Raw genomic sequence first — 12,049 nt, 5'->3', positions numbered from 1 at the left:
CATGATGATGCCGAGTGGATCAACGCACTCAGCATCAAAAGCTAAGAATGCCGTGACCCGCCCCCCATTTCAGCAACTCCGCACCGGATCACTCCGACTCTGAATCCTCTTCGAAGCGCAGGTGCTTCACGCTGCGCCCCTTGCGGCGTACCAGTTTCAGCGCCTCGATGCCGATCTTGATGTGCGCCTCGACGTACTGGCTGGTGACGCTGCGGTCGCTGGCCTCGGTCTTCACTCCTTCCGGAATCATCGGCTGGTCGGAGACCAGCAGCAGCGCGCCGCAGGGGATCTTGTTGGCGAAGCCGGCGGCAAAGATGGTGGCGGTTTCCATGTCCACCGCCATGCAGCGGGTACGCCGCAGGTAGTCCTTGAAGGTATCGTCGTGCTCCCACACCCGTCGGTTGGTGGTGTAGACCGTGCCCGTCCAGTAGTCGTGGCCGAGGTCGCGGATCATGGTGGACACGCCGCGCTGCAGCTGGAACGCCGGAAGGGCCGGCACTTCCGGCGGCAGGTAGTCGTTGCTGGTGCCCTCGCCGCGGATCGCGGCAATCGGCAGCACCAGGTCACCGAGGCGGTTCTTCTTCTTGAGGCCGCCACACTTGCCCAGGAATAGCGCGGCCCTGGGCCCGATCGCGCTGAGCAGATCCATCACGGTGGCCGCGTTGGGGCTGCCCATGCCGAAGTTGATCAGGGTGATGCCGTCGGCGGTGGCGTTCGGCATGGGCCGGTCGCGCCCCCGCACCTCGACCCCGTGCCATTGCGCGAACAGCTCCACGTAGTGACCGAAATTGGTCAGGAGGATGTGCTCACCGAAGTTTTCCAGTGCCGTGCCGGTGTAACGCGGCAGCCAGTTGGTGACGATTTCCTGCTTGCTTTTCATATGTGAGTGGTACTCGTGATGCGTTACCGGCGACGCCACGCCGGCAAGGTGCCAGAGACAGTCGATCCATCTTAAAGGCTGTTCGCGCGCTCCGGGGTGGCCGCTTGACCGGCAAAACGGCCCGCTCCGGGCAACTTTCGGTTGACGCCGCAGTCCCATGTTGCGTGCTATGTTCGGTTTGCCATTCATGACGGGGGGACACGTGATGCGGATGGGCTTGGCCATTGATGCTTCCTGCGACCTGTCGCAGGCGTTCCTGCAGAAATACAACGTCGCGATCATGCCGATCACCGTGAAGGTGGATCGCGAGACCTTCATGGATGATCGCCGGCCGGAAGAGCTGCAGCGCTTCATCGACCGCCGGCTCGGCAGCCGCAGCCATTCGGCGGAAACCGAACCGTGCCCGGTGGAAGAGGTGCAGAAGATGTTCCTCGAAAAGCTGGTGCTGGAGCAGGACTGTGTGTTCTGCCTGACCATCACCGCCACGCGCAGCCCGATCAACGAGCATGTGAACCGTGCCAGCTTCGCGATTCTGAAGAACTATCGGCAGGTGCGCGAACAGGCCGGCATCCCGGGCCCGTTCATGATGCGTGTCGTCGACACCCGCAATGTCTTTGCCGGGACCGTGCCGGCCATTTACGAGGCGGCACGCCTGATCGCCGCCGATGAGCCGCCAGCGACGATCCGCGAGCGCCTCACCCATATCGCCAACAACAGTTACGGCTACATGCTGCCGCGCGACCTGATCCACCTGCGCAACCGCATCAAGAAGCGTGGCGATCGCAGCGTCAGCCTGTTCAGCGCGATGGTAGGCACCGCCCTGGACATCAAGCCGCTGCTGCGCTGCTATCGCGGCGAAACCGGCCCGGTCGGCAAGGTCCGCGGTTTTGACCATGGCGCCGAAGTGCTGTTCGGCTACGCCACGCAACGGGTACGCGCCGGCCTGCTGGTGCCGGTGGTATGCGTCAGCTATGGCGGCGACTTGGCGGTGCTTTCGAACCTGCCCGGCTATGCCGAACTGCGCGCGGCCTGTGCGGAAGCCGGCGTCGAGTTGATGGAGGCGCCGATGAGCATCACCGGCATGGTCAATGTGGGCGAAGGCGCGGTGACGCTGGGCTTTGCCGCCGAGGAACACGTCGCCGAATTCTGATGGGTTCCGGTGGTCACTGTTGTTGCCTGCCATCGCCAGCAACGGCTGGTGGCAGGCTTGCCAGGGTGGCATCGCGGCTGGCCGCGAACCTTTCAGGAGCTGCGCCCCGTCAGAACCCGTATTGAAGGAACCCGCCATCCACCGCCAGCACCTGGCCGGTGATGTAGCTGGCGGCCGGCAGGCACAAGAAGGCTATCGCGGCCGCCACTTCCTCGGGTTCGCCGATCCGCCGCAGCGGCGTGTGATCGAGCACCTCGTCCAGGTAGTCGGCATCGGCCAGCGCCGGTTCCGAACGCTGGGTGCGGATGTACCACGGCGCCACCGCATTGACGCGGATGCCGTCCACCGCCCATTCCGTCGCCAGGTTCCGGGTGAGCTGGTGCAAGGCCGCCTTGCTCATGCCGTACGGCGAACCGGTGCGCACGTGGGTGATGCCGGAGACGGAGCCCACGTTCACGATCGCGGCATTGGCATGCTGCACCAGCTGCGGATGCGCCAGCCGGCACATCTCGAACGCCGAGAACAGGTTCTGCTCGAACACCTTGCGGTATTCGTCGTCGCGATAGTCCAGCGTGGCCTTCGGCAGGTTGCCGCCGGCATTGTTGACCAGCAGCGACAGCGGCGCGCCCAGATCGGCGATCCAGTCGAACACCGCCAGGCGTTCCTCCGCCTCGGTCAGGTCTGCGCCGAAAGCCAATACCTCGACCCCGGAAAACTCGTCCGCCAGATCGACGCGCACTTGTTCGAGATAATCCTCGTCGCGCGCCACCAGCAGCAGGTCGGCGCCCAGACCGGCCAGTTCGCGTGCAGTGGCGTAACCGATGCCCTTGCTGGCGCCGGTGATCAGGGCGGTATGGCCTTGCAGTTGCCAGGCATCGATGCGGCTATTCATCCGTGCAGCTTAAAACGTCGGTTCCGGCGCGCCTAGGGAGGTCCGGGCGATCCTTGCCTGTACCTGCGTCCGGCGTGACACTGGGCACCTCAGCCACGCACAGGAACACTCATGAAAACGCTGCCGCTCCTGTTCTGCGCACTGGCTCTCGGCGCCTGCTCCAGCAAGCCACCGGAACCCCAGGCCAAACCAGCCCAGGTCGCCACTCCATGGGACGCCATGAAGGCGGACGAGCAGCGCGCCAAGGACGTGCAGAAAGTCGTCGACAAGCAGGCCGAGGAGCAGCGCAAGCAGATCGACGCCCAGGACCACTGACCCACCCAGGCCGCATCGCCCGAACGCAGCCCGGAAGGAAAAGTCAGCCGCTCAACGCGGACGGCACAGGCAATCCGCATAAATGTTGGGCGTGCCGGCCTTCGCGTTGCGCAGCAGCTGCAGTTCCGGCGCCAGCGCGGGCAACTGGGCGACCCAGTTCGGCATGCGGATGCCCCAGGACTGCATCACGCGCACGCTGGCACTCTGGTTGAGGCCGATCAGGAAGCGCTCGAAGCCACCCAACGGAGCCTCCTGGTAACGCACCGGATAGTCCTTGCCCAGCTTGGCCAGGCCAGCCGCATCGGCGACCGCGTCGCGCAAGCCACCAAGCTGGTCGACCAGACCGCGATCGAGTGCCTGCTGCCCGGTCCACACCCGGCCCTGCGCGATCGCGTCGATCGCCTCGTAGCTCTTGCCACGCGCCTTGGCCACGTTGCCGACGAAGTCGTGATAGCCCTTGTTGATGATCGCCTGGATCACCGCACCCACCTTCGGATCCAGCGGGCGACTGATATCGAACGCGCCCGCCATCGGCCCGGTAGCCACGCCGTCGCTCTGGATGCCGAGCTTGGCCAGCGTGGTCGGCACCGAGTAGTACATGCCGAAGATGCCGATCGAGCCGGTGATGGTGTTCGGTTCGGCAAAAATGCGGTCGGCGTTCATCGAGATCCAGTAGCCGCCGCTGGCCGCCACGTCGCCCATCGATACCACCACCGGAATACCGGCCTCGCGGGTCAGCGCCACCTCGCGACGGATCTGCTCGGCCGCATACACTTCGCCACCGGGGGAGTTGACCCGCAACACCAACGCCTTGGTCTTGCGGTCCTCGCGCGCGGCGCGGATCAGCGCCGCGGTGGATTCACCACCGATCGAGCCGGGCGACTGTTTGCCGCCGGCGATCTCGCCTTCGGCCACCACGATCGCAACGCCCGGCGCGAACAATTTGCCGTCATTGGGGATACCTGCGGCATAACGGGCCAGATCCACCTGGCGGAAACTGTGGCCTTTGTCGTCGGCAGGCACACCCTGCTTGCGCAGCATCGCGATGAGATCGGCGCGGGTGGCCAGGCCATCGACCAGATGTTCGTTCAAGGCCAGCTGGGCCAGGTCGCCCTGGGTACTGGCGATGGTCTGCGGCAGGTTGTCGATGTCGGCGCGCAATGCCGCCGGATCGAGTTTCCGCAGCGTGGCCACCTCGCCGATATAGCTGTCCCACAGGCCGCCCATCCAGTAGCTGTCGGCCTGTTTGGCCGCCGGCGAGGCGTGCTCGAGAATGTACGGCTCGGCCGCGCTCTTGAACTCGCCGACACGGAACAGGTGCACATCGACACCCAGCTTGTCGAGCAGATCCTTGTAGAACAGGCGGTAGTTCGCCAGCCCGGTGATCATCACGCCGCCCTGCGGATCGACCAGCAGCCGGTCGGCATGCGCCGCCAGGTAATACTGCCCCTGATCCAGGTTGGCCGCCCATGCAATCACCGGCTTGCCCGCGGCACGGAAGCGATCGAGCGCCGCGCCGACCTCGTGCAAGGCGGCAAAACCGCCACCCTGCAGCTCATCCGGCAGCAGCAAGATGCGGCTGATGCGCTTGTCCTTCGCCGCCGCGTCGATTGCGCCGACCAGATCGCGCAACTGCACCTGTTTCGGCGCGTCGCCCGACAGGCCGCTCAACGCACGCTGCAGCGGATCGATGCTGTACTGCTCGACCAGTTGGCCTTGCGGCCTGATCACCAGCACGCTGTCGTCCTGCAGCGTGCGCTCCATCCGGCTGCCGGCCACGCCGGCGGTCAGCAACAGCAGCAACACGCCCAGCAGGCTGAAAAACACCACGTTGATGATCAGCAGCCTGACCACGTTGATGCCGCGCCCAAGCGTGCACAGGAAAGCCCAGAAACCGTGGCGGCGGGGCGGCGGGAGCGGTGGGGTCATGCGTGATCTTCCAAAGGAACAGCGGCTAGCGTAGCCGCTCAGGTGGTTGCCGACATAGCGTTGGCGGCACGGCGCCAGCGCTGCCTCCATGCACTGCGCCAGAAGCGGGTGAACAACAGCGCGGCCGCCACGGTGAGGCCGGCGATCAGGCCCATCCACATGCCGCGGGCGCCCATGCCGTGATGAAACGCCAGCCACCAGCCCACCGGCATGCCGATGACCCAGTACGCGAACAGGGTGATCGCCATCGGCACGCGGGTATCCTTGAGACCGCGCAGGGCGCCGTTGGCGGCCACCTGGATGCCGTCGGAGAACTGGAACAGTCCGGCCAGCATGATCAGCCGCGCGGCCAGCGCGATCACCTTCGGGTCCTGCGTGTACAGCGTGGCGATGAAATGCGGCAGGCCCAGCATGAAGCCGGCCGAGAACAACTGGGTAACCAGGGTCAGGCCGATGCCGCAGAAGCCGGCGTAGCGCACGCCACGCTCGTCGCCGCGGCCCACTGCGTTGCCGACCCGCACCGTGATCGCCATCGCCAGCCCCAGCGGGATCATGAAGAACAGCGAGGCGATGTTGATCGCCACCTGGTGGCTGGCGATCACATCCTCGCCCAAGGTGGCGATGATCAGCGCGGTGGCCACGAACAGACCCGCCTCGGCCAGCAAGGTCACCGCCATCGGCAGGCCGATATGCACCAGCTCGCCGATCCGGCGCAGATCCGGCCACTCGAAGCGATCAAACAAGCCCAATCCGCGATAGTTGCTACGACACATCACATAGGTGCCGAACGCCAGCAGTTCCAGCCACAGCACCGTGGCGGTGGCGATGCCGCAGCCATGCGCACCCTGCGGCCGGATGCCCAGCTTGCCGAACATCAGCACGTAACCGAGCGGCACCAGCAGCACCAGCCCACCGAGGCTGAAGTACATCGAAGGCCGGGTCAGCGACAGTCCCTCGGACAGCCCACGCAGCGCGAAATAGCAGGTCAGCGCCGGCGCGCCCCAGCTGATCGCCAGCAGGAAGCTCTGCACGCCATCGCGCAGGCCCGGCGCCACCCCGATAAGCTCGATCAGCGGGGCCGCATGGCGCACGGCAAACCACAACAGCACGCCCATCCCCAGCGCCAGCCACAGCGCCTGGTGGAACACCGTGCCGACCTCGTGCCGGCGGCCGGCACCGTCCAGCTGCGCCACCGATGGCGGCAACGCCATCATCATGCCGATGCCGCTGACGATTGCCAGCGACCAGATGTTCGCGCCCACCGCCACCGCACCCAGCACATGTGCGCTGACATGTCCGGCCAGCACCGTATCGATCACGTTGCTGCCGATCGCCGCCAGCTGGGCGCAGATCAGGGGCAACGCCAGGCGCACGGTCGCGCGTGCCTCATGCAACAGGCGGGTGCGCTCGGGGCGGAAAGGTTTCATCGACACAGCAGACTCCAGGGCCGGGCATTCTACCTGAGCCATCGGTCACGACCGCACCGGCACGTCGGTGTGCGAAGATCGCCCGCTGCACCGGACGGGGACCACGATGAAGCAGCTGACCACTTACGAAGGGTTGCACTGCGCCAACTGCGGCACAGCCGTGCAGGGCGAGTTCTGTCACGCGTGTGGCCAGTCGATTCACAGCGTGCTCAAGCCGGTGCACGCAATGGCCGAGGAGACGCTGGAGACCGTACTGCACATCGATGGCCGCATTGTGCATACGTTGCCACCGCTACTGCTGAAGCCCGGTTTCCTCACGCTGGAGTACTTCAGTGGCCGGCGCGTGCGCTACATCGCACCGTTCCGGCTGATGTTCGTGCTGTGTCTGCTGTCGTTCTTCGTGTTCCATCTGGCGATCGACCAGATCGCCGACAAGATTCCCGCGAATGGCCATCCATTGATAACGGTGAACACCGGATCGATCGAGGACGCCACCACCCCGGCCGAAGTGCGCGAGGCGCTGCAGGACGAACTGGATGGCCTGCCTCGAACCAGCGCCGCGGGTGTGCTGCCGCAGAACATAGTGGACCAGATCCATGCCGACACGCTGCAGCTGCGCCGAAAAGCCAGTCGGCGCCTAGTCGAACTCGGTGCAGCCCCGATGTCGGCTGCCTCCATCGCCGCGCCGCTTTCTGCCATGCCAGTGCAGTATCACGGCCCGGCGAAAACCAGCGACGCCGCGCCGGGCAGGCTACGCCCCCCGGTCGCCGAACAAGCACCGCGCCCCGTCCAGATCACATGGTTGCCGGACGTGGCCAATGCCCGTCTGACCGAGATTGGCCAGCAGATCCACAGAAACTGGCAAACCTTCATGCATGGCGATCCCGTGGCCAGCGCTGAAGCGAAGCAACGGATGATCAACGGCATCTTCGGCGTACTGCCGCCGACCATGTTCGTGCTGATTCCGGTGTTCGCGACCCTGCTCAAGCTGTTCTACGTCTTCCGCCGGCGGCTGTACATGGAGCACCTGATCGTCGCCCTGCACAGCCATGCCTTCCTGTTCCTCGGCCTGCTGCTGATCACCGTGACCGGCATGCTGTCGACCTGGTTGCGCCCCCATGCCGCCTGGACCGGCTATGCGCTGGGCCTGTTGCAGACTGCGCTGATCCTGTGGATCCCCACCTACCTGCTGGTCATGCAGAAACGCATCTATCGGCAAGGCTGGACGATGACGGTGCTGAAATTCTGGTGCATCGGCTGGGGCTATCTGTGGCTGTTGGCGATCGCACTGTTCGTCGCGGCAGCATTAGGCATGGCTCATTGAGTCCCGTTCCGGCAAGCCGCACAGCGGGTTTTGCACAGCGTCATCAACCTGTCAAGGCAAGCTGACGACATTTGTCAGTTGTATGAACATTCGCTGACGTATATTTTCAAGCCATTGAAAACAAAGTGCATTTTTGCATGTCGAAATTTTGGCCAGCGTGTCGGAAAAGGCGCTGCGACGCGCTTTGAGGCACCCACTCCCCGCTGCATCCACAGACTTATCCACAGCACTTGTGGATAAGCACTAAAACCTTCTCCGGTGAGCTACTTACCTTCGATTTCTCGACCATCGAGCAGAAAGTGCGCGCAAACCCCCCACGACAGGTCCGCGACGACCTTTTCGCCTGCGCATGCCAGGGAGCGCGGCTAGCGCAGGTACACTGATCCGTCATGAGGTAGCCATGCCCGCCGTCCTTCGCGTTGCCCTGCCCGTTCCCCTGCCGACCCTGTTCGACTACCTGCCGCCCACGGCTGGGGCGGCGCGCGTGGGTTGCCGGGTGCTGGTGCCGTTCGGCCGTGGCAAGCAGGTCGGCGTGGTGGTAGCGGTCGAGGTCGAAACCGCGCTCGGCGGCCATCGACTGAAACAGGTGATCCGGCTGCTCGACGAAGCGCCGCTGCTCGACGGCGAACTGATGCAGACGCTGGCCTGGGCCGCCGACTACTGGCTCGGCGCGCCGGGCGAGGCCTATGCGAATGCGCTGCCGTTGGCACTGCGCGAAACGAAGCCGCTGCCGGCACTGGGCGATGAGTACTGGTCGCTGAGCAGCGCCGGTCGCAGCGCCCACGACGCCGGCAGCCGTCGCGGCGGCAGCAAGGCGCTGCTGGCCTTGCTGGCCGCCGGCTCGCTGAGCGCGCAGGAGCTGAGCGAGCGCCTGCCCGGCTGGCGCGAGGCGGCCCGTCGGCTGGCCGGCGCGGGGTTGCTCGAACGCAGCGAACAGCCGCCGCTGGACCGGCCGGTGCCCGCGTCGCTCGCACCGCAACTGAACGACGAGCAGCAATTGGCCGTCGCCACGGTCAGCACGAGCCTCGGCCAGTACCAGCCATTCCTGCTCGATGGCGTCACCGGCAGCGGCAAGACCGAGGTGTATCTGGCGCTGATCGAGCAGGTGCTGGCGCAGGGCAAGCAGGCCTTGCTGCTGGTACCGGAAATCGGCCTGGCGCCGCAGACCGTGCGTCGTCTGCGCGAACGGCTCGGGGTGATCGTCGAGGTGCTGCACTCCAATCTGTCCGAAGGCGATCGCGCGCGCGCCTGGCTGCGTGCGCGCAACGGCAGCGCGCGGGTGATCCTGGGCACCCGCTCGGCGGTGTTCACCCCGCTGCCGCAGGGTGGGCTGATCATCGTCGACGAGGAACACGACAGCGCCTACAAGCAGCAGGAAGGCTTCCGTTATCACGCCCGCGACCTGGCCTTGGTGCGCGCACGCGCGCTGGGTGTGCCAGTGCTGCTGGGTTCGGGCACGCCGTCGCTGGAATCGCTGGCGAATGCCGCCGCGGGCCGTTACCGCACCCTGCATCTGCGCGCCCGTCCCGGCGCGATCCGGCCGCCGCAGGTGCAGATCATCGACATGCGCGCGCAGCGGCTGGAGCACGGCATGTCGCCGGCGTTGCTGACGGCGATTGCCGACACCGTCGCGCGGGGTGAGCAGGCGCTGGTATTCCGCAATCGCCGCGGCTACGCACCGGTGCTGCTATGCCACAGCTGCGGCTGGCATGCCGAATGCCCACGCTGCGACCGTCCATTGACCCTGCATGCCGGACGTCGCCAACTGATCTGCCATCACTGCGATTACCGGACACGCATGCCCGCCGCCTGCCCGACCTGCGGTGCCGGCGAGCTGAAACCGCAGGGCCAGGGTACCGAGCGACTGGAAGAGGCACTGATCGCACAGTTCCCGCAGGTGCCGGTGCTGCGCGTCGATCGCGAGACCACCCGCCGCCGCGATGCGTTCGAGCAGTTGCTGGCCACGCTCAAGGACGACCAGCCGGCGATCCTGGTCGGCACCCAGATGCTGGCCAAGGGCCACGACCTGCCCAACCTCACCCTGGTCGCGATCGTGGGCGTGGACGAGGGCCTGCACAGCGTGGATTACCGCGCCGGCGAACGGCTGGCGCAACTGGTGGTGCAAGTGGCCGGCCGCGCCGGCCGCGCGCGCAAGCCGGGACGCGTGCTGCTGCAGACGCACCAGCCGGAACACCCGTTGCTGCGCAGTCTGCTGGCGCAGGGTTACGCCGCTGCCGCCCGCGAGCTGCTGGCGGAACGCCGGCAGATCCAGCTGCCGCCTTACAGCCATCAGGTATTGCTGCGCGCCGAGGCACCGCTGCGCGAGCATGTCGACGCTTTTCTCGCCGACGCAAACGCCGCCTTACCCATCCATGGCCAGTTGCAGATCGCCGGCCCGATGCCGGCACCGATGCCGCTGCGCGCTGGCCGTCATCGCGGTCAGTTGCTGCTCGAAGCCAGCAGCCGCAGCACGCTGCATGGGATGCTGCGTACATGGCAGTTGGCGCTGGCCGCGCTGTCGTCGGCGCGCCGGGTGCGCTGGTCGCTGGACGTCGATCCGATCGATCTGTACTGATCGCCGGCCGCCGCACGGCCGGACGCTGGCGTATCAGCTCGCGTCTGGCTTCAGCGAACCCGGTTTCACCAGCCAGCGCACCGCCAGCACGCCCAGCTCGTAGAGCAGGCACATCGGAATGCCCAACATCATCATCGAGGTGATGTCCGGCGGCGTGATCAGCGCGGCAATCGCGAACGCGCCGACGATCGCGTAGCGCCGGCCGCTGCGCAGCTTTTCCAGATCGACCACACCGATCGCGGCGAGGATCACCACCGCCACCGGCACCTCGAAACACAGTCCGAACGCGAAGAACATCAACATCACGAAGTCGAGGTACTGGGTGATGTCGGTCATCATCTCCACGCCCTGCGGCGTCACCGCGACGAGGAAGCGGAACGCGGCCGGCAGCACCAGGAAATACGCAAACGCCGCGCCGATATAGAACAGCGCGAGCGCCGCCACCAGCAGCGGCCGCGCCAGGCGCTTTTCATGCTTGTACAGGCCCGGGCTGACGAACGCCCACAGCTGGTACAGGATCACCGGCATGCTGATGAACAGCGAGGCATAGAAGGCCAGCTTCAGCGGCGTGATGAACGGGCTGGTCACTCCCGTGGCGATCAGGTGAGCGCCCTGCGGCAGACGTGCCACCAGCGGCGCGGCCAGTTCGCTGTACAGGCGATTGGCTAATGGCACCAGCGCCAGCAGCACCAACACCACGGCAGCGACCGACTTGAGCAGACGCGTGCGCAGTTCCAGCAGGTGCGAGAACAGCCCCTGCTGCAGGTCCTCGGCGATCGACGGGTCGGATTCAGGCGCCGCCATGCGAGGCTTCCCGGGTGGTGGACGGCGCAGCCGGGGGCACGCCCAGCGGCAGTTCCGCCTGCATCTGGCTGGCCGGTTCGTCGAGGGTGATGTCGTGTGCGATATCGGTCGATGCCACCCCGGGCGGCGCGTCCTTGATCATCGCCGCAGCCTCGGCCAGCGGCTGATGCACCTGCTGCAGCGTGTCCTTCATCGCGGTCTGCGCGGTCTCCGCCTGGGCCGCCGCCTCGCGTGCGGCGCGCCGGATCTCCTCGATCTCCAGTTCGCGCTCGACCTCGGCACGCACGTTGTCCCAGCCGCTGCGCACACGTCGCAGCAGCGCACCGGCAGTACGCGCGGCGCCGGGCAGCTTCTCGGGACCGAGCACGATCAGCGCGATCAGGGCGAGCAGCACCATTTTGCCGAGACTGATCTCGATCATTGCCGCGCTCCGCCTACCGCGCGCTTACTTGGTTTCGCTGGAGTCGCGCTGACTCTGCGTGGTGCTGCCGGCGGCCGGCGGCGGGTCGGCGCGCAGCTGTTCGGCGGACTTGCGCGCGGCTTCCTCTTCCTTCTGCTTCGCCTCGTCGTCACCGCTGAGGCCTTTCTTGAAGTCACGGATCGCCGCGCCGAGATCCGGCCCGAGGTTGCGGATCTTCTTGGTGCCGAAAATCAGCAATACGACTATCAGGAGGATTAGCCAATGCCAAATACTGTCAAAACCCATGATCAACCTCGAGGCGGATTCCAGCCAAGTCGTCCTCGCGCAAATCG

Annotated in this window: 11 protein-coding genes; 4 read left to right on the top strand and 7 right to left on the bottom strand. The window is 66.0% G+C overall.

All coding sequences use genetic code 11. The features are described from left to right. Nucleotides 1-88 precede the first annotated feature (88 nt). Nucleotides 89-880: an AMP nucleosidase gene (locus B0E46_RS04275; RefSeq protein ID WP_077554459.1), complete on the bottom strand. Its 792-nt coding sequence runs from the start codon at nt 878-880 to the stop codon at nt 89-91. Nucleotides 881-1,091: 211 nt separating this feature from the next. On the opposite strand from B0E46_RS04275, the gene B0E46_RS04270 reads away from it, so the two are divergent. Beyond that, complete coding sequence (locus B0E46_RS04270; RefSeq protein ID WP_077554458.1) at nt 1,092-2,030, top strand: DegV family protein; 939 nt, start codon at nt 1,092-1,094, stop codon at nt 2,028-2,030. A gap of 109 nt (nt 2,031-2,139) precedes the next feature. Here B0E46_RS04270 and B0E46_RS04265 read toward each other — a convergent pair whose 3' ends face one another. Continuing rightward, on the bottom strand, nt 2,140-2,922 hold the full coding sequence (locus B0E46_RS04265) for an SDR family oxidoreductase (RefSeq protein ID WP_077554457.1): 783 nt from the start codon (nt 2,920-2,922) through the stop codon (nt 2,140-2,142). A 111-nt stretch (nt 2,923-3,033) separates the two neighbouring features. On the opposite strand from B0E46_RS04265, the gene B0E46_RS04260 reads away from it, so the two are divergent. After that, nucleotides 3,034-3,237, top strand: coding sequence for a hypothetical protein (locus B0E46_RS04260; protein WP_077554456.1), 204 nt, complete (start codon nt 3,034-3,036; stop codon nt 3,235-3,237). 51 nt (nt 3,238-3,288) lie between these two features. Here B0E46_RS04260 and sppA read toward each other — a convergent pair whose 3' ends face one another. Beyond that, on the bottom strand, nt 3,289-5,166 hold the full coding sequence (gene sppA / locus B0E46_RS04255; RefSeq protein ID WP_077554455.1) for a signal peptide peptidase SppA: 1,878 nt from the start codon (nt 5,164-5,166) through the stop codon (nt 3,289-3,291). 38 nt (nt 5,167-5,204) lie between these two features. Further along, complete coding sequence (locus tag B0E46_RS04250) at nt 5,205-6,593, bottom strand: MATE family efflux transporter (RefSeq protein WP_077554454.1); 1,389 nt, start codon at nt 6,591-6,593, stop codon at nt 5,205-5,207. 106 nt (nt 6,594-6,699) lie between these two features. Here B0E46_RS04250 and B0E46_RS04245 point away from each other — a divergent pair, with 106 nt between their 5' ends. Next, entirely contained in the window at nt 6,700-7,917 is a 1,218-nt protein-coding gene (locus tag B0E46_RS04245; RefSeq protein WP_077554453.1) for a DUF3667 domain-containing protein, read from the top strand. A gap of 400 nt (nt 7,918-8,317) precedes the next feature. Then, nucleotides 8,318-10,492, top strand: a complete 2,175-nt coding sequence (locus tag B0E46_RS04240) for a primosomal protein N' (RefSeq protein WP_077554452.1) — start codon at nt 8,318-8,320, stop codon at nt 10,490-10,492. A 33-nt stretch (nt 10,493-10,525) separates the two neighbouring features. Here the strand turns inward: B0E46_RS04240 and tatC are convergent, their stop codons facing one another. The 3 genes from tatC to tatA are packed head-to-tail and all read right to left on the bottom strand — an operon-like array spanning nt 10,526 to nt 12,002. Then, nucleotides 10,526-11,296 carry a twin-arginine translocase subunit TatC gene (gene tatC / locus B0E46_RS04235; RefSeq protein WP_077554451.1) on the bottom strand — a complete coding sequence of 257 codons (771 nt, stop codon included), beginning with the start codon at nt 11,294-11,296 and terminating at the stop codon, nt 10,526-10,528. Continuing rightward, nucleotides 11,283-11,717, bottom strand: coding sequence for a Sec-independent protein translocase protein TatB (tatB, locus tag B0E46_RS04230; RefSeq protein WP_077554450.1), 435 nt, complete (start codon nt 11,715-11,717; stop codon nt 11,283-11,285). Before tatB ends, tatC begins: the two co-directional genes overlap by 14 nt. A 24-nt stretch (nt 11,718-11,741) precedes the next feature. Beyond that, nucleotides 11,742-12,002, bottom strand: a complete 261-nt coding sequence (gene tatA, locus B0E46_RS04225; RefSeq protein ID WP_077554449.1) for a Sec-independent protein translocase subunit TatA — start codon at nt 12,000-12,002, stop codon at nt 11,742-11,744. Nucleotides 12,003-12,049: the final 47 nt, after the last annotated feature.

The sequence above is a fragment of the Rhodanobacter sp. B04 genome, from assembly GCF_002001125.1.
Taxonomy (GTDB): Bacteria; Pseudomonadota; Gammaproteobacteria; order Xanthomonadales; family Rhodanobacteraceae; genus Rhodanobacter.
Note: the sequence above shows the minus strand (reverse complement) of the source record. Positions and strands in the feature narration are given on the sequence as shown.

Bases quoted from the DNA above. Each gene is read 5' to 3' on its own strand.
- sppA (WP_077554455.1), bottom strand. From the start codon at position 5,166: ATGACCCCACCGCTCCCGCCGCCCCGCCGCCACGGTTTCTGGGCTTTC.
- B0E46_RS04250 (WP_077554454.1), bottom strand. From the start codon at position 6,593: ATGAAACCTTTCCGCCCCGAGCGCACCCGCCTGTTGCATGAGGCACGC.
- tatB (WP_077554450.1), bottom strand. From the start codon at position 11,717: ATGATCGAGATCAGTCTCGGCAAAATGGTGCTGCTCGCCCTGATCGCG.
- B0E46_RS04275 (WP_077554459.1), bottom strand. From the start codon at position 880: ATGAAAAGCAAGCAGGAAATCGTCACCAACTGGCTGCCGCGTTACACC.
- B0E46_RS04260 (WP_077554456.1), top strand. From the start codon at position 3,034: ATGAAAACGCTGCCGCTCCTGTTCTGCGCACTGGCTCTCGGCGCCTGC.
- B0E46_RS04265 (WP_077554457.1), bottom strand. From the start codon at position 2,922: ATGAATAGCCGCATCGATGCCTGGCAACTGCAAGGCCATACCGCCCTG.
- B0E46_RS04245 (WP_077554453.1), top strand. From the start codon at position 6,700: ATGAAGCAGCTGACCACTTACGAAGGGTTGCACTGCGCCAACTGCGGC.
- B0E46_RS04270 (WP_077554458.1), top strand. From the start codon at position 1,092: ATGGGCTTGGCCATTGATGCTTCCTGCGACCTGTCGCAGGCGTTCCTG.
- B0E46_RS04240 (WP_077554452.1), top strand. From the start codon at position 8,318: ATGCCCGCCGTCCTTCGCGTTGCCCTGCCCGTTCCCCTGCCGACCCTG.
- tatC (WP_077554451.1), bottom strand. From the start codon at position 11,296: ATGGCGGCGCCTGAATCCGACCCGTCGATCGCCGAGGACCTGCAGCAG.
- tatA (WP_077554449.1), bottom strand. From the start codon at position 12,002: ATGGGTTTTGACAGTATTTGGCATTGGCTAATCCTCCTGATAGTCGTA.